This is a genomic window from Microcoleus sp. A6-C6 (genome assembly GCF_036705955.1).
Taxonomy (GTDB): domain Bacteria; phylum Cyanobacteriota; class Cyanobacteriia; order Cyanobacteriales; family Microcoleaceae; genus Microcoleus.
Genome location: NZ_JAUBVR010000012.1, coordinates 92,730 through 110,574, shown reverse-complemented (window position 1 = coordinate 110,574; position 17,845 = coordinate 92,730). Strand labels below are relative to the sequence as shown.

Below are 17,845 nucleotides of genomic sequence, written 5' to 3'. Positions count from 1 at the left end.
AAACTCATGTCTAACTCTGGTTGAATAATCGATCACTCCCGATCACCAAAAAGCGATCAATTATTCAGCAAGCCCTAATTAGCTCGCAATTCCTGCACGCAGGCTTTCTGCACATTGCCGGAAATATGTTATTTTTGTGGATTTTTGGCAACAACGTAGAAGACCGTTTAGGGCACGTTAAATTTATAATATTTTACCTTACCTGCGGCGTTTTAGCATCACTAACTCAGTGGTATTTTTCCTCAGCATCGGCTATTCCTTCCTTGGGTGCTAGCGGCGCGATCGCAGGCGTGATGGGAGCATACATTCTCAGATATCCCCAAGCCAAAGTTTTGACATTGCTGCCCTTGGGAATCTTTATTACTACCGTCAGAATCCCCGCTTTCTTCTTTCTAGCATTTTGGTTTGCACAGCAAGCATTGAGCGGCCTGGCTTCGTTAAATGCGCCGGCAAGTGTCGGCATGGAATCCGGGGGAGTTGCTTACTGGGCCCACGCCGGTGGCTTTGTTTTCGGTGCTATTCTCGGCCCTTTATTGGGGCTTTTTTCTGAGGATAATCAAATTTAGATATAGTTGAAACCGCGTCTATACAAACGAGGACGTACGGTTGAAACCGCGTCTACACAAACAAAGTCCGCCGACGCGGACTGAAGAAAATAACGTAATTTCAACTGTTATGGTCTTCAACCCGCTATACAAGCGGGTTTTGTTTGTCTAGGTGCGGTTTCAACCGCCCCGTCTTCTGCGTTTTTCTGTGGTTTCCTATCTATTCCTAGATAAACGTGAAGTCAAATCCCGAAAGAGATGTCACCCCAGTTACACCATTTAACTTCGCCAAAATGCGAGAATCGTTGCCGGCGAGGTTATTGCCATTGCCATCATAAATGATGTATGTATTGCCACCGGAATCGTAGGCAAACAAGAAGGCACTTCCTCCCAGAATATTTGCAGAAACAGTTGTCTGCACATTCAGTAGAACTTGGGTGCCACTACTCAGATTCGGGAATCCGGGGGCAAAATTAAACTGATCGGCGATCGGCACACCGAGACCAGTAAAATCAGTAATCACATCGTATCCGCCAGCGGCGATCGCAGCATCGATCGCCGCCGAAGAAGCCGCATCAAACACCGGCCCACCCTCAGCAGGGCTGGTATAGCGGAATTGATTGCTGCCTCCGCCACCCGTCATGGTATCTGCACCGAAGCCACCTACGAGCACGTCGTTATCCAAACCGCCGTTGATCGTATCGTTGCCACCTTGGCCATCAACAGTATCTGCCCCTGCAAAACCGTTCAAATTATCTGGCAAAGAGCCACCAACCAAACTGTTAGGCCCGCTATCAGCCGGCAAGATGGAAACGGCGATCGTACCTACGCCCGGAAGTGTCCCGAATCCGTCGCTGACGCTGTAGGTGAAAGTAGTTGTACCCGCTACGTTGCCGGGGATGAACTGCACCTGAGTGCCCAGATTCACAGCTATGCCCAGTTTCGGCGTACCGACATTGATAATGCTGAGCGGCCCTTTTTGTGGGCTGGAGTCGTTGGCGAGCACATCGATGAAAGTGGGCAGCAAATTATTCGTACTCGTAAATACGATGCCGTCATCGCCAAGTACCGGCGGCAGCGTCGTCGGAAGGGTTGAGGACGCATCGAAAGAGTTGATGTTAATCGCCACTGAGGCTGCCGCCGTGCCACCTTGGTCGTCCGCTACGCTGTAGCTGAACGAACCGGCTTGCCCGATTACATCTGTTTTAGGTTGGAACTTCAAACCTAGCAATTCCAGAACTGTCAATTTTTGGTTCAGGGCGATCGGAGTTGTACCGACAACTACTTGACCAAAAGTCGGATTGGGAATTCCGATGACTCCGATCGATAGGGGCTGGCCCTCTGGATCTGTGGGCTGCGAAATGCTGAGAGACAGAGGCGAATTCTGCAAAGCAGTCAGCGTCTTGCCAGTTTCTAGGATCGGGAGTTCGTTAGGAGTCGGAGTGGTAAAACTCGGTGGCACTGGCCCCCCGCCGAAAGGTGGAGGAGTTGGAGTTGTCGCCGTTGGAGTCGGGACGATAGAAGGACTGGGACTCGGCAATGTCCCCGTAGTCGGAGTCGGACTCGTAATCAGTGTCGGCAATGTCCCCGGCGACGGAGTTGGACTCGGACTTGTCCCCGGTGATGGTGATGGAGTCGGACTCGGACTTGTCCCCGGAGTCGGAGTCGTCGCCGGAGTCGGAGTCGTCGCCGGAGTTGGAGTCGTCGCCGGAGTTGGAGTCGTCGCCGGAGTCGGAGTCGTCGCCGGAGTCGGAGTCGTCGCCGGAGTCGGACTAGGAGTTGGAGAAGCAGTTGTCCCCGTCGGTACCGGTGTGGTAACAGGTTTTGTCCCCGTTGCGGGTGTCGGAGAAGCACTTGTCCCCGTCGGTGTCGGAGAAGCACTTGTCCCCGTTGGTGTCGGAGAAGCACTTGTCCCCGTCGGTGTCGGAGAAGGATTTGTCCCCGTCGGTGTCGGAGAAGGATTTGTCCCCGTTGTTGGAGAAGGACTTGTCCCCTGAATTGTGAAGGGATTGTCTTCTACGCGCGGTATTTGAGCCGTAGTGAACCTCGATTCATCGAGCGAGTTCGATCGCACATCAACCAACACCGCCAAAAATTCGCCAGTTTGCTTGTCCTGAATAATCGTGTTGCTAGAATTCGATCCTTGACCCTGGAAGATGTTTAACTGTGTAAAGTTCAGACCTCCAGCTAGACCGATCGCATCTCCTGCCTTAAAATCTCTGATTAAATCAGCATCACCGATCTCGCGGCCGCCAGTAGTCAGAAACCCGTTACTAGAAACCGACGTACCAACCCTACCGAGAACAAAGATATCCGAACCATCGCCTCCTGTCAGAGTATCAGACCCGCGATCGCCCGAAAGAATATCATCCCCAGCATCTCCAGACAGAGAATCATTGTCATCTCCCCCAAATAGCAGGTCATCACCCTCGCCACCGTCACCAGTATCGTTACCAACACCGCCGCTGATGACATCCCCGCCGTCGCCGCCCAAAAGAATATCATTGCCCGCAGCGCCGATCAGGCAGTCATTACCCGTGTCGCCAGAAACAGTATCATTGCCCTTGTCGCCAAAAATCAGGTCGTCCTCGCCACCTCCACGCAGACAGTCATTCCCTTTACCGCCGTACAGCGTATCGTTGCCTTCAGCACCCAAAACAACATCGTTGCCCTGATCGCCAAAAGCTATATCGTCCCCCAGTTCGCCAGAAACTAAATCATCGCCTTTGCCGCCGCGCGCCGTGTCATTGCCACGGCCACCCTCGACAATATCTTTATCAGCGCCACCATTGAGATAATCGTTACCGTCTTCGCCCCTGATGATATCGTCCCCGTCCCGACCCAGAATCGTGTCGTCCCCGTCGCGCCCGGAAATAGTGTCATTGAACAAGCTGCCGATTAAATAGTTATTCCCGTCATTGGCGACAACTACGCCATCGACAAACAGCGGCTGTGGGGGAGGCGTGGGTACAGTCGGAACTGGTCTAACCACGGGTACGATCGTAATCCCTGGGCCCGTCCCCGTCATCGTCGGAGAAGTCCCCGTCATTGTCGGAGAAGTCCCCGTCATTGTCGGAGAAGTCCCCGTCATCGTCGGAGAAGTCCCCGTCATTGTCGGAGAAGTCCCCGTCATCGTCGGAGAAGTCCCCGTCATCGTCGGAGAAGTCCCCGTCATCGTCGGAGAAGTCCCCGGCGACGGCGTAGGAGTGGTCTCCGGTATAATAATTCTTGGTACTGCACTGGGCATTTTTCGGACTCCTTGCGACGCTACTCAAAAACGACTAGATAAACTTAAAGTCAGAGGCAGTAATGACGGTGCTCAGAGCTCCCGGCACTGTAGGAATAGAATTCAACACTGCCAAATCGAAAGCTGGGAGACTGTCGTCTGCCACATTCGGGTCAAAGCCGAGAACATACTGGTTAAAAGTATTGTTCAGATACACGAAGAAAGCTCCTGTTTTGCTCGAACCGTTTTGATTCTTCAACACTGCATTGACTGCTTGAGCGTTGTCAAATTTAGATTCAAACAAAATCACTTCTTGCTTGCTGATGTTGTCGCCACCGCTGCCGATATTCCTGACGATAAAACTGGTGAAATCGTTAGTAGTTCCCGAGTTGGTTAAACCTCCAAAATTTGATGACCTGAACAAGAATCTGTCGGTGCCGGTACCATTGGCGTTAAAGTCAGCAATGATATCCACACCTTCACTCGGAGTTTCGTAGTAGAAGAAATCATTACCAGCATCGCCTGTCAGCAAGTCAGAACCGTTCCCGCCGCCCAAAATGTCATTGCCCGCACCGCCGGAAAGCGAGTCATTGTCATCGCCACCCAATACCAAGTCGTTGCCGAAGGCGCCGCTGAGACAGTCGCTGCCGGCGCCGCCGTCTACAGTATCGTCTCCCGCTTCGCCGAACAGAGAGTCGCTGCCACCCTCACCTAATATGTAGTCGTTGCCGGTACCTCCGAGTGCTGTGTCGCTGCCTTCTCCCCCTAAAATCGTGTCTTCGCTGTCGCCGCCGGAGATGAAATCGTTATTGATACCGCCGTCGAGCAAGTCTCTGCCGATGCTGCCGTCGAGGATGTCGTCGCCTGCACCGCCCTCGATCGAGTCGTCGCCAATTCCACCCAATAAGGTATCGCTGCCAATACCTCCAAGTATCGAGTCGTCGCCCGCTTCTCCCAAGATCGAGTCATTGCCTGCACCGCCGTCAATGGTGTCGTTGTTGTCACCGCCCAAGATGGTGTCGTTGTCATTGCCACCGAACATCAAATCGTTGCCCAGTCCGCCGATTAGCAAATCTATGCCGTCTTCGCCGTCGATCGTGTCGTTGCCCAGTCCGCCGTCGAGGTTGTCGTTGCCGATCGAACCCAGCAGCGAGTCGTTACCGGCTTCACCGAATAGGAAGTCGTCGCCACCCCTGCCGTCGAGGATGTCGTCCCCCGCACCGCCTGAGATGGTATCGTTGCCGGCCCCGCCAATGATGTAGTCGCTGAGGTTGCTGCCTGCAAAGGTGCTTGCCGGGAGTGCGGTGCGATCGACAATATTATCTACCACCGTAATACTGAAGGATGCCGGCCCGATCTTGGAAGACCCATCGGAGGCTGTAAACGTGAAACTATCGCTGCCACCAGCAGCCAGCAAGTTGTATTTGACAATATTGTTGTTGATATCGTCTTGGGTAAATTTGTCGCCGACAGTGAGAAAAGTGGCGCCCCTTTGCACAAAACCTCTAGTAGCATCGGGAGCTTTGGTAATCGTGTAAACAATTTCCAAAGGCGAGTTGTCAGGATCTGTCACCAACAAATCGGCAGCGGTTATTGTCTGGGTAGGAGCAGCTTTGGCAACCACCACACCCTCGTTAATTACTAGCTGGGGCGGGTTGCTGACGTTGATAGTTACTAGGCCTTGAGCAGTGCCGCCGTTGCCGTCTGAGATGGAGTAGCTGAAGCTGTCAGCACCCGAAAAGCCTGGATTCGGGGTGTATTTGAATAAGCCACCGCCCAATGGAGTCAAGCTCCCCTTGGCTACTGGAGTAAAAGTCGTGACAGTCAGAGGGTTCTTGTCCCCATCGGTGTCGTTGAACAGAACGTTGAGACTTAGTTCTTGACCCGAAACCGTGGTGAAGTTGTCGTTAACTGCTATTGGAAGCTGATTGGGAGTGGCGATTGGAATCGGACTCGGACTAGGCGTCGGACTTCCTGTCGGAGTCGGCGTCAGTGTCGGCGTCGGACTTGCCGTCGGCGTCGGGAACATCGGCTTCGGACTCGGTGTTGGAGTGTCTGTGGGAGTCGGAGTGTCTGTAGGAGTCGGTGTGGGAGTCGGACTTAGTGTCGGTGTCGGTGTGGGAGTCGGAGTCGGCGTCGGGCTCGGACTCGGCGTGGGCAGGGGCAGCGGGGTAGCGCTGCCAGGAACTGTGGGGGCAATTACAAAGGAGTTGCGTCCCAGGGTTCTGCTGTCAACTCCGGGCAATACTGCTAAAAAGTCGCCGCTGACTCCGTTGCGAATAATTGTGCTGCCGGCTTTGTTGTCGGTGCTTTGGAAGATTACCAAATCTTCAAACTTGAGGTCGCCGCTGAGTCCGATCGAATCTTCGCCTTGGCGAAAGTCTGTAAAAATGTCAGCATCGGCGATATCCGGGCCGCCTGTGGTCACAAATGCCGGGTTAGTGCCGTTGCTGCTGCCGCTGGGGGAACTGAAGCCACCGATGACAAAGACATCTCTGCCTTCGCCTCCGGCCACAATGTCTTTGCCTTCGTCGCCCCACAGCACGTCGTTGCCAGCACCGCCGTCGATGATGTCATCTCCAGCACCTCCAAACACAATGTCGTCACCGTCGCCAGCAAAAATTGTGTCCGCGCCGGCATCTCCGTAGAGCCAGTCGCCTCCTTCGTTGCCAAATAGCAAGTCTTCGCCGTCGCCACCGAAGAGCGAGTCGTTACCTTGGTCGCCCCACACGATGTCGTCGCCTTTGTCGCCCAAAAAGCTATCGTCGCCCGACCCGCCGCGCAAGCTGTCCCCGCCTTTGCCGCCGTAGGCCGTGTCTTTGCCTTCGCCTCCGATTACCGTGTCGTTGCCGTCATTGCCATACAGGAGGTCGGGGTTATTTCCCCCATCGAGGGAGTCGTTGCCTTTACCTCCGTACATGGTATCGAGTCCTGAACCGCCGTCGAGTACGTCGTTGCCGGGCCCGCCGAACAGCACGTCGTCATCCTCGTTGCCAAATACTAAATCGTCGCCGGAGTTGCCTAGCACGGTATCGTTGCCTTGCAGCCCGGAAATCACGTCGGGGCCGGGACTGCCTCCTAAAGAGTCGTTGGCTTCTGTGCCCCGGATCACGCCTCCGATCATTGAGGGTGTGGTACCGCCTCCGCCCAAGGTGTCGTCTATGCCGCCAAATGTGTCGTCCCCAGAGGGAGGGGGAGTCGGTGCCGGTGTCGGTGCCGGTGTCGGTGTCGGTGTCGGTGTCGGCGTTGGCTCTGGAGTTGGCGTTGGTGCTGGTTCTGGAGTTGGAGTTGGCTCAATTATGATACGTGGTACTGCACTGGGCATTATTTTGGCTCCTTTAAACGACGGTTCCGATTAACTTTAAGAACTGATTAATCTCAGTTTTTTGCCTCAAATCTGACTTATTATTGATTAATAATCTCGCTCATTTCTAGCATAATAAATCAAAATTGCCAGGGCTATAGATTTTTTTGAACTCAGGAATTTTTTGTGCTAAAAATAGTAATGTTTGCAAGTTTTGATGTGGGTTTTGGGTAAACTATAATATCGCCGGATTTGGCTGGAACCTAAAAGTCTGAATTGAAGTCAGCCTCAATGAGCTATCCAAGGGTTGAAAAAATGAAAATCTTTGCATTCATAATTTTCTTGCCTCCTGCCAAATTCCTTAGCCTGACTGCTGACAAGAAACAGAGCTGTTAATTAGAGGCAGAAGTGGCCCTGTTTGCTCTTGTCCGTTGACGGCTAGTTCGCTGTGACAAAGGTAAAGCATGGAACAGCGACTTAACAAATCTACCAGAATTCGCCGCAGTCGCTGTTGGTTGGCGACGGTTTCGTCTTCGGTTTCCCAGGGACGCCCCAGTTGCGATCGCACAAATAAAGGAGCACCAAACAATGTCGCCGCACCGCCACTCAGCCACAGCGGCGAGCCGGCATCCAGCCAAAAGTGCCATTTGTGGGCGCGGCGGCTGCTGCGGTACTGGAAGATGTTGGCGAGGGTGACGGCTTGGGCTTCTGGGCCTTCTGAACGGACTGGAAACGGGTTGGCCGTGACGGTTCCTTGGCGCAACAACTGGATGAACCGGGCGATCGTTTCTGAGTCGCCCCCGTTTGTTGGTTCTAAACGCTGCATTCGCCCGTGTATTTCCCAGTAGTGGGCGGCGGTTTCCATTAACTCTCGCAGGGCTGCTAGCCGATCGAACGGCAGGTATCTGTCGTTGACCAGAAATTTCTGGATCGCTCGATCGAGTAGGGCAATTGGACTAGGCAACAGCCGCTCCTGTTGTTGCGATCGCTGTTGTTCAATCCACTCGACAATTTGCTCGTAGGCCCCAGCGGCTCGATGTCCCAGTCTGTCCCACCGAGGAAAGGCTGTAATTGCCAGCAATTGAGGTCGATCGAGATCTGGACAAAAACAGTGATCCGCAATTAAACCTGCTCTCACCGGGTCGATCGATTTGAGATTTGGGATTTGGGATTTTAAATTAAACGTGGGGTTGGAATCTTCCGTATCAGGCAATTCCTGGTGTTTCTGGCTGCCTAAAATTACTAGCATTTCGGCTACTGCGTCTCGATCGACTAAACGGCCTAGTCCAGGATAAACTAACGCTAGCAGAGTCAGCAAAGCTCGAATCTCTGGCGTAGTCGATAGGGGACGCTGATCGTTGAGCGATTCGGCGGCGATACCATCTCGCGCCAGAATTTCGGTTAAAGTGTAACGGGCGATCGCATCCATCCCAGGGGCAACTACGGCGATTTCCTGCGCTTCCACGGCTTTTGACTTCACCGCATCCACAATAATTTCGGCGGTTTCTCGTAGTAATTGAGCGCGGGAAGTTGTTTCGAGCGATCGAACTGATCCGGGCAAACTCAAGCCTAAAGGATAAAAACCATCAGAATTCACTGCCAAATTTACCGCCAAATCTCCAATCTCTGAGGCTAAACCGGCTTTTGCGTTCAAAGTTTCCACCACCAAACAGCGGCTTTCCAGTTGGGCGAGGTATTCCGTGTCAGCGCCCAAACCTAAACGCACTCCTCCATCCCGATTGTAGGAAAAAGCCCCCACTGCACCAGAATCGAGCATTCGATCAAACAAATGGCGACTGATAGCCGGATAATCGTCAACATCATCTGCGATCACAGCTTGATATCGAGAGGCTAATTGCTGCTGGTAAGTGGCATTTGGCAACAAATCCCGCCAGTAGAGTTCGCAAATAATTCCGTAAGTCAGCAGCCCGCGCATCAAGCACCATTCCCGCCACCTTTCGAGCAAATCTCCCATGCTAGTCCATAGGCTATTCGAGCCACCATCCCCTGCAAATCCCTGTTCGAGAATGCTCTTAATCTCTTCTCTCGGCGTACCGCTGACAGCAGCAAGTTGTAATAAGTCTAGAGTTCGACGCACCATTCGGTTTGGACTTACCCCTGTTTGTTGCAAAATCCCTTCGTCTAATTCGCGACGCCAGAGTCTGGCGGCAAGTTCCAATTCTGTTTCAGGTTGGAGACGCAGCGGAAATTGAGCCCTCAAATTCAGTGACTGAACTAGCAGCGGCCAAAATAGCAATACTTCCTGCTCAAAAAAGCCGAAGGGTGTTGTGGAGTGAAAGGCATATTTTCCTTGGGTGGCTACGGCGATGCGATCGGCCAATTCCAGTCGGTTGTCCCCGTTAGCTGCTAAGACTAAAATTGCTGGGGCTGTTTGTCCCGCCCGCCGCCGCCCGGAACGCCATTGGTCTGAAACTGTTGCGGGCAAAGGCTTGACGGTTTTGCTCCACAGGCAGAACTGCTCGACTAAGCGAGCGGTTTTGCCACTGCGGGCGGCTCCGACAATCCAAATTGAATTTTCTGCCGGTGTTCCCAATTCATGTAAATTTGTTACCATACCGTGAATACTTTAATGACTAATGTCTGCTGCCAACTAACGAGCTTTAGCTATGAATACTTCTTTGTGGAACAGGTTTGTAAAATATCTGTACAGCGCCAACCAATGGTATCGAGAAACGCCTGAAAGGGCTCTAGAACAGGCTTATGATGCTGCGCTAGCAATTAAGGCGATCGAAGATGAGCATTTTGGTGGCCAAGGCATCTCCGAGCGATCGGGCGATTACGGACAAAGCACCCTGTCTTACTTTAAATCCGAACTGCAAAAATACCTCAAGGTCATCGAAACTAGGATGGTTGAGTTTAATGCTAGCCGTTCTTTTTTGGAATTGCCCGATCGCGTGGGAGCCAAACCGCAGGCGGGACACAGCGCGGATTATCACCCGCACAGATTAGGTTTAGACATTAAAGATCAATCGTCCCTGGTATTGGAGAAGCTAGAGTTTATTGATGGAATCATCGACAAATATATTAATAATAGTAGATCGACTGCGATCGTTCCGGTTGTCAGTTCGGTAAATATGCAGGTTAAATCTACAAGCAGTTCTCAACCTCGCACAAATAAGGGTTCAGCTAATTCTGATCAAACTACTGGCGAGGTTGACACTAGCTTTGAAGAGGTAAATTTATTACCCCGATCGCTTTTGGGAACTTTGAATCGAATTACTAAAGAATTAGACCCGGAAGCAGAAAAAGACGTAGTTAAAAACTTCCGAAATTCCAAAGTAAAAACAGTCATTTCTCTGAGATTTATTTTACTTTTGATTTTAGTTCCGCTGTTAACAAATCAAATCACCAAAAACTTTGTAGTCGGCCCCGTAGTTGATCATTTCAGAGTCAAGCAAAATGCTCCATTATTCATAAATGTTGATCTGGAAGAAGAAGCATTTGAAAAACTAGAGCAATTTGAGCGGCACCTCAAATTTGACACATTAATTGGCATAGCTCCATCGCTTTCTTCCGAGGAAACAGAAAAGAAGATTTCCCAGAAAGCAGTTGAGCTGGCGCAGGAATACCGCTCTGAAAGTAATGGAGCTATTAAAAATATTTTTGCTGATTTGATTTCCTGCATGGCTTTTGCCGCCATTATCATCACTAACAAGAGAGAGATTGAGATTTTAAAGTCTTTTATGGACGACGTGGTTTACGGACTTAGCGACAGTGCTAAGGCTTTCATAATTATTTTGTTTACCGATGTGTTTGTCGGATTCCACTCACCGCACGGTTGGGAAATAATTCTCGAAGGTTTATCGAGGCATTTGGGACTACCAGAAAATAGGCAGTTTATATTTCTGTTCATCGCGACGTTTCCAGTTATCTTGGATACAGTATTTAAGTATTGGATATTTCGCTATTTAAACCGGAGTTCGCCTTCTGCGGTTGCAACTTACAAGAATATGAACGAGTAATCTGCTCATATAGCAGTTGACAGTTGACAGCTTGTCCTGAGCCAGTCGAAGGGTTGCATAACGGGAATCAAACCATTGATGCTTGACGGATATCGGCTCTATTCATGAAGTTATTTATGTCCTGACCGATGTGGCGGTTGTTAGATCTAATTCTGTCAAATAACGGTTATTAAGTTGGTAGTGACGACGAAAATAAAAAAATATGAGGACGAAAGTCCTCACTACAAACCTATTAGGGTTATTTGACAGAATTAGATCTGGCTCGAATTGCCAATTAGCTAATTCCAACGCTTCTTGCGCTGTCGCTGGTTGGCTACTGACTCCACCAGTCCCAGTGCGAGAAAGTTACTCAGCAGCGACGCATTTCCGTAACTCAGGAAAGGTAGCGGAATTCCTGTCACTGGGGCTAAGCCGATGTTCATCCCAATATTGACGAATACTTGAAAAATTAACATTGACAGTACGCCGATCGCCAGCAATGAACCAAAATTGTCGTTTGCGGTTTGTGCGATCATCACCAAGCGGAAACAAATTATCCAAAACACCACCAGCACCGAAATGCAGCCAATAAAGCCCAATTCTTCGCCGATCGCTGAAAAGATAAAGTCCGTATGCTGTTCGGGAATAAAGTTAAGCTGAGTTTGGGTTCCGTGATTCAATCCCCGGCCGTGGAGTTCTCCGGCCCCGATCGCAATCCGAGATTGAATCAAGTGATATCCGCTGCCTAAAGGGTCTTTCTCAGGGTTTAAAAAGCCCGTCAGGCGCATTTTTTGATAATCCTTCAACACGCCCCAAAAAAGGTGTCCGACGTGTCCCGACACCACATTCACCAGCACAGCAGCGAAAGTCCCCAACCAGGGCCAAGGTAGGCTTCGCCAAGCGATAATCCCCGCAACAACTACCCAAGCGATCCAAATCGGTGTAGACAAGTTGTTCAGGAGAACCGAGATTAGAGGAGAGAACAGCAATATCAGCCAGCCGGGATTGACATTACCCCAGTAAAACATCCCCATTGTGATCGCGCCAAACACTAGCGAAGTACCTAAATTTGGTTCGGCAAAGATCAATCCCCAGGGTACGGCCATAATCGCCAGCATCCTCAACATATCCCGCACCGTGGGGACAGTCTTGTCGTGGAGGAGAGCTGCTAAGGTGATAATCATCCCTACTTTGGCAAATTCTGATGGTTGCAGATAGAAGCCACCAATATTGATCCATCGCTGGGCGCCGAGCCCTGTAGTACCGATAAACCGCACTGCAATCAGCGACAAATTAATTAATATGTAAATCGGCCATTTCCACTGGAGCAGTATTTCGTAGCGACAGCGGGAAATGATGATGGCGAATAACAAACCGACTCCGCCAGTTACCCAGTGCCGCCACCAGTCGATCAGCCCTTGGTTGATTTCGACGCTGCGAATCATGATTCCGCCGAAGATGGTGAGGCCGATGCAAGCGGCAAACAGCCAAGGGTCTGCTTCTTCCCAGGGTTTGAAGATAGATGTCCAGCGGTTTTTGACTTGTATTCTTTGGAACATGAGGATTTTAGATTTTAGATTTTAGATTTTAGATTATCGAGCCGATTTTCGGAAGTTGTGGATATATTTCGGATTCTGAGCCTGCACCTTACTGTGGAAGAGTTGGTGTCAGTATGTCATTTTATTCTGCCATTGGTACGGAGGTTCCGGGCCGTCTGCCACGGGATCGCAGTGCGTGCAGGTATCATTAGCTTACGCACTCCTGCACCAAGAAACCGGGTTTTTCAGTCTGATTTAGGGTTGACATCTGGTGTATTGGGGGCGAAAAGCCGCTTCCTGTCCGCAATTTATACCATTTTGACAAAAGATTGCTAAATAATAGTTGTGTTTGTTTATCAAACCATTGTGATCGGGTGCGTCGCTGTTAAATTGTCGATAGGTAGCTAGGGCTGGTTAGTGGCGACACACCCTACAACTACTGCTGCATTAATGAGTACACACATTGGCTGGATTGAATATTTTTAAAATACCTCGCACGATCGACAAAATTTGATACTCCTGGACGTACAGGTAGTCAAAAATCCTTAGTTAAGGTCACAAATTCTGCTCAAAAACCCAGTTTTTCTGACTTTAATGCGTCCAGGACTCGATTAATCAACCTCAAGCGGGTTCGTAAAGGTATTCAAAACCGTTACCGTCGGGGTCTCTGCCGTAAAAAGACGCTGTACCGTCGCGGTGTTCGTGAATTTGGGTGACGGAAACACCTTCGGATTTAAGCTGTTGGTAGGCGGATTCCATTTCCGTGCGATCGTCAAATACGAACCCAAAATGCGGCCCTGCTTGGTCATAACTCGGACTCAACAGCGCCAATCCGTCCTCTCCTGCTTTCAAATAAGCCCAGTCTGGATCTTTCCAGACTAACTCCATACCCAAATTTCGGTAGAATTCAGCAGATTTTTCTATGTCTTGCACGCAGACGGCTACGTGTCCCAATCGTTTTAGTTTCATGTCTAAATTTTTTATGGTTGTACTTGAGTTTATTGTATCTTTTTTTTGATTTTTTTCTCGATTAATTAGGTATTTTTTCGGGATTTTTTGTGCGAGCTAACTGTACCTTTTCTACTTGCTTGCTGTTTATTGGGCTGAATAGTTGAATGGTGCGATCGAAATTTTCTTGGGTTGGGTTCGGTGTTACCAAGTTATTGTTCTGTCTGGGCTAGTTGATAGCAAGCTTCGGCTCGGTCTAATTTGTCGTTGGCTCGATCGAGTATTTCTAGTGCTGCATGGTGCTGTACGGCTCGGTCTAATTCTCTCCGTTCTCGGTACACTTCTGGCTGTAGATGTGAGTGCTTTGGCTTTGATGCTCCGGGCTACCTCTGCTTGATGCCAGTTTCTCCCAAAAATGCTCCAGACTACCCCTGCTCCAAACCCATACAGAATAAGTCATTTTTCAATTTTTTAATCTCAAATCTCAAACTTGTACGCTCGCGAAGCCGAAGTATCTCAAATAATTTCATGCCATCCGTCGCAATTTGTGGTAATCTTTCTGCAATCCACTTTAATGCTCGATCGAGCCTTGTCCAGCTATGCGAATAGGTAAAAATTTACAAAAGTTTCTGCTGTTCACAATAGCATTAGTCTTTGCAGCATCGCTGCTGATTAAAGTTACTAAATTTAACAATTATTTCGGTTTCAACCGCGCCGATACGGACATAAAAGTTATTGCCCTTACCTACGATGACGGCCCTTTTCCTCCCTATACAAATCAGCTTTTAGATATTTTCGATCGCTATCAAATTAAAGCAACTTTTTTTGAAGTCGGTCGCAATATTGAGAAACATCCAGAAATCGTGCCAATGATTGTGGCGAGGGGAAATGAGTTGGGAAATCATTCCTACTCTCACAAAGATATGATGTTTAAACCACAGCAGCATTTGCTTTCTGAGATTGAAAAAACTGACAAACTTTTGCAGGAAAATGGGGTGAAGCAGGACAGTATTAATTTTCGGCCACCTTGGGGACGGAGATTTATAGGTTTGTCTTATATGGTTTCCCAAATGCACAAAAAATTGATTATGTGGGATGTGGATTCCCAAGATTATGAGAAAACACACTCGGTACAGGATATCGCAAATCAGGTGATTAACAATGTGCGATCGGGTTCGATTGTGGTGATGCACGACGGTGGGGGCGATCGCTCGAAAACTGTTGCAGCAACGGAGATAATTGTCAAGACTTTGCAGTCAAAAGGTTACGAATTTAAAACTGTTTCTGAGTTGTTGAAAAATCAATAAAGTTCTGAGGACTCACATCCTGTTCAGTAAAATACGCTCTATAGTTTGTAGTGAGGAATGCGAGTCCGCTCTTGTTTTTGTAGCTGATACTATAGATATCTTGCAAAAGTCCTTTTAATCAAATTTTGGAACTGGCTCTCCGGCCCGTTTTTACCTATTTTTGCAATAAATTTTATGTTCCACTAATAACCGCTAAAAAAGGTTCGTAGTGAGGAATGCGAGTCCGCTGAAAAAGAAGGATTTCAGTCCTCACTACGAACCTTTTTTTATGACTAAAGTCCTGACTGTGAACCTTTTTTTGTAAACGGTTTTTTTAGAGATAGTTTGCCACGTAATTAGCAATTTTATGGCTGCCTCCTGCTGGGCCCATTCTTTCTAAACCATTTTTAATGCAATTTGCTAAATATTTATCATCTTGCAAAGTGCGATCGACGGCTTTAGCAGCTTCTTTGAGAATATCAGGATTTGCTGGTTCTGTGCCAATCACCTGCACGGAATCGCCTAACAGCCGATTTTGAGCCTCCGCAAACCGATAGGTAAATGACGGGCCGTTACCGGGTATTGTAATTACAGGTTTTCCTAAGCCTACAGCTTGTTCGATCGCACTTCCTGTCATCCCAATTACTAAATTAGACTGCTGCAAAATGTCGGCGAAAGCATCAGAGTAGCAAATTACTTCAACTGTTGCTGCTTTTTCGCTACCCTGCTGTTTGATTTCTTGATAAATTAACTTGCCTTCTCGGTGCAACCATCCCGATTTTGCCGCAATATCATCTAATTCCAGCATCAAACTCGGAACTAAAGCAGCCCGAAACTGCACTGGTAAAGTAGAGTTGGCAGCAATTTCTTTGACCAGTTTTAGCAGCAAAATGAGGTTGTCGTTGGCTTCCGGGAGGCGTGAACCGGGTAGAAGCGCGATCGTCCGAACTCCAGCCTTTAACTCTAAATTTTTGCCCGTAGCATTGAGGTTGTCCATGACAGGATTGCCGACAAATATGGCTTTCTCGAAACCCTGTTGGTTTAAGTCCGCAGCAGTCAAAGCGTCTCTAGTGAAAATAGCTAGACATTGCTCGGAGGAAAGCAAATAATTCAATAGGAAACCTAAATCGGCTAGCCCTTCGTAATAAGTAGAATGAGCTGACATAAAAATTATATAGGGCCGGCCTGTGGCATGGGCGAACCCCGCCGCGATAATATCCCCAGTTGTTACCACCAAATCGCAGTGCTGCGAATGCGTCAAAGCAGCCCGCAATTGCTGGAAAGTTAAACGAACTAGGCCCGCCCTCACATCTTTGAGGAAAAACAGGGGATTCATGTAAAAAACTCCCCCAGATGGCATGGGACTGGTGGGCCCGATAATTGGTATGGTCGATCGACTGTAAGCAGCGCCGTCACCTACAATCGGCATAGCTGAAACATCAATATCTGGCGCCGATGCTCTCAAAGCATGGACAATTTGACAGTTAATCGCGTCTTCTCCGTGGCCGTTGCTGAGGAAAAGTATCTCTTTGGATTTCATAAAATCAGAATTAGTGCCGAACTTTTTTTAACACACTCGCGCGATCGCTACCCTCAAGCAGGCTACGATTTTGTTAATCTAATTGAAATACATTGTGGAAGTGAAACAGCGTGAATATTGAAATTGGGCGGGGCAAAAGCGCCCGCAGAGCTTACGGCATAGATGAAATCGCGCTCGTACCGGGACTGCGTACCCTAGATCCGAGTTTGGCAGATACCAAGTGGCAGATTGGTGGGATCGATCGAGAAATTCCGATCATCGCCAGCGCTATGGATGGAGTCGTCGATGTGCGGATGGCCATTTTGCTGTCGGAATTGGGAGCAATGGGCGTGCTCAACTTAGAAGGAGTTCAAACCCGCTATGCCGACCCCAAACCCATTTTAGAGCGCATCGCTTCTGTTGGGAACCACGAATTTGTGTCCCTGATGCAGCAACTCTATGCCGAACCGATCAAGCCAGAATTAATCGAGCTGAGAATTAAAGAAATTAAAGCCGGAGGAGGGATTGCCGCTGTCAGCGGTACACCAGCCGGCGCGAGTAAATACGGATTAACAGTTGCTAAATCGGGAGCCGATATATTTTTTGTACAAGCAACTGTAGTCTCGACAGCTTTTCTTTCCCCTGAATCCATCACGTCTTTAGACTTGACCCAATTCTGTCGAGAGATGCCAATACCAGTAATTTTGGGCAACTGCGTCACCTACGAAGTCGCCATGAATTTAATGAAAACTGGCGCCGCAGGCATTCTCGTGGGCATCGGGCCAGGGGCTGCTTGCACGTCTAGGGGCGTATTGGGTGTCGGCGTTCCCCAAGCGACAGCGGTAGCAGACTGCGCCGCCGCGCGGGACGACTATTATCGCGAAACTGGCAAATATGTGTCGGTGATTGCTGACGGCGGTTTAATTACCGGCGGCGATATCTGCAAGTGTATTGCCTGCGGTGCCGATGGAGTGATGATTGGTTCACCGTTTGCTAGGGCTGCTGAAGCTCCAGGCCGGGGCTTCCACTGGGGGATGGCGACTCCGAGCCCGGTTTTGCCACGGGGTACTCGGATTCGTGTCGGGACTACGGGTACTGTGGAGCAAATTTTGCGGGGGCCGGCTCTTCTAGATGACGGCACGCACAACTTGCTTGGAGCTCTCAAAACTAGCATGGGCACTCTGGGCGCTAAGGATATTAAGGAGATGCAGCAAGTGGAAGTGGTGATTGCTCCTTCTCTGTTGACTGAGGGTAAAGTCTATCAAAAAGCTCAGCAGTTAGGCATGGGCAAGTAGATTTATCGATCGAATACCAGGATACCTTGACAAAATTTGTGCGATCGTCTCGAAATTTACAGAATTTTGTGGAATTATCGAGAAGGAGATGTCAGAATAGAAGAAGCGGAGACACAAGTTTCCGTTCACTCCTCACACCACACTCCGCCCGGACTACTGTTCGGGCGGTTCCTTTTTTACCGGAAATTTTAGCTCTTGCTTACTAGGTACAGGGCTGAGGCT

Annotated in this window: 12 protein-coding genes; 4 read left to right on the top strand and 8 right to left on the bottom strand. The window is 49.4% G+C overall.

Translation table 11 applies throughout. From position 1 onward, the window contains the following. The first annotated feature begins 20 nt into the window (after positions 1–20). Entirely contained in the window at positions 21–566 is a 546-nt protein-coding gene (locus QUB52_RS07835; protein WP_332972825.1) for a rhomboid family intramembrane serine protease, read from the top strand. Between the two features lie 205 nt (positions 567–771). Here the strand turns inward: QUB52_RS07835 and QUB52_RS07830 are convergent, their stop codons facing one another. The 3 genes from QUB52_RS07830 to QUB52_RS07820 form a co-directional block, all read right to left on the bottom strand. After that, positions 772–3,792, bottom strand: coding sequence for a calcium-binding protein (locus QUB52_RS07830; RefSeq protein WP_332972824.1), 3,021 nt, complete (start codon positions 3,790–3,792; stop codon positions 772–774). Between the two features lie 34 nt (positions 3,793–3,826). Beyond that, positions 3,827–7,096, bottom strand: coding sequence for an Ig-like domain-containing protein (locus QUB52_RS07825; RefSeq protein WP_332972823.1), 3,270 nt, complete (start codon positions 7,094–7,096; stop codon positions 3,827–3,829). A 340-nt stretch (positions 7,097–7,436) separates the two neighbouring features. Continuing rightward, positions 7,437–9,650 (bottom strand): recombinase family protein, encoded by a 2,214-nt coding sequence (locus QUB52_RS07820; protein ID WP_332972822.1) that lies wholly within the window; start codon positions 9,648–9,650, stop codon positions 7,437–7,439. A gap of 52 nt (positions 9,651–9,702) precedes the next feature. On the opposite strand from QUB52_RS07820, the gene QUB52_RS07815 reads away from it, so the two are divergent. After that, positions 9,703–11,058: a proton extrusion protein PcxA gene (locus QUB52_RS07815; protein WP_332972821.1), complete on the top strand. Its 1,356-nt coding sequence runs from the start codon at positions 9,703–9,705 to the stop codon at positions 11,056–11,058. A 278-nt stretch (positions 11,059–11,336) separates the two neighbouring features. On the opposite strand, the gene rodA is transcribed toward QUB52_RS07815, so the two are convergent. From rodA to QUB52_RS07795, 4 genes are all read right to left on the bottom strand, one after another. Next, positions 11,337–12,596: a rod shape-determining protein RodA gene (rodA, locus tag QUB52_RS07810; RefSeq protein WP_265239808.1), complete on the bottom strand. Its 1,260-nt coding sequence runs from the start codon at positions 12,594–12,596 to the stop codon at positions 11,337–11,339. Between the two features lie 600 nt (positions 12,597–13,196). After that, positions 13,197–13,544 (bottom strand): VOC family protein, encoded by a 348-nt coding sequence (locus QUB52_RS07805; protein ID WP_265239807.1) that lies wholly within the window; start codon positions 13,542–13,544, stop codon positions 13,197–13,199. Positions 13,545–13,605: 61 nt separating this feature from the next. Continuing rightward, positions 13,606–13,734, bottom strand: a complete 129-nt coding sequence (locus QUB52_RS07800) for a hypothetical protein (RefSeq protein ID WP_332966190.1) — start codon at positions 13,732–13,734, stop codon at positions 13,606–13,608. Position 13,735: 1 nt separating this feature from the next. Next, complete coding sequence (locus QUB52_RS07795; protein WP_265239806.1) at positions 13,736–13,864, bottom strand: hypothetical protein; 129 nt, start codon at positions 13,862–13,864, stop codon at positions 13,736–13,738. A gap of 258 nt (positions 13,865–14,122) precedes the next feature. Between QUB52_RS07795 and QUB52_RS07790 the strand changes: the two genes are divergently transcribed. Continuing rightward, positions 14,123–14,830 carry a polysaccharide deacetylase family protein gene (locus QUB52_RS07790; RefSeq protein ID WP_265239805.1) on the top strand — a complete coding sequence of 236 codons (708 nt, stop codon included), beginning with the start codon at positions 14,123–14,125 and terminating at the stop codon, positions 14,828–14,830. 313 nt (positions 14,831–15,143) lie between these two features. On the opposite strand, the gene QUB52_RS07785 is transcribed toward QUB52_RS07790, so the two are convergent. Continuing rightward, complete coding sequence (locus tag QUB52_RS07785) at positions 15,144–16,349, bottom strand: lipid-A-disaccharide synthase-related protein (RefSeq protein WP_332966186.1); 1,206 nt, start codon at positions 16,347–16,349, stop codon at positions 15,144–15,146. A 110-nt stretch (positions 16,350–16,459) separates the two neighbouring features. On the opposite strand from QUB52_RS07785, the gene QUB52_RS07780 reads away from it, so the two are divergent. Then, positions 16,460–17,623: a GuaB3 family IMP dehydrogenase-related protein gene (locus tag QUB52_RS07780; RefSeq protein WP_265239803.1), complete on the top strand. Its 1,164-nt coding sequence runs from the start codon at positions 16,460–16,462 to the stop codon at positions 17,621–17,623. Positions 17,624–17,845 lie beyond the last annotated feature (222 nt).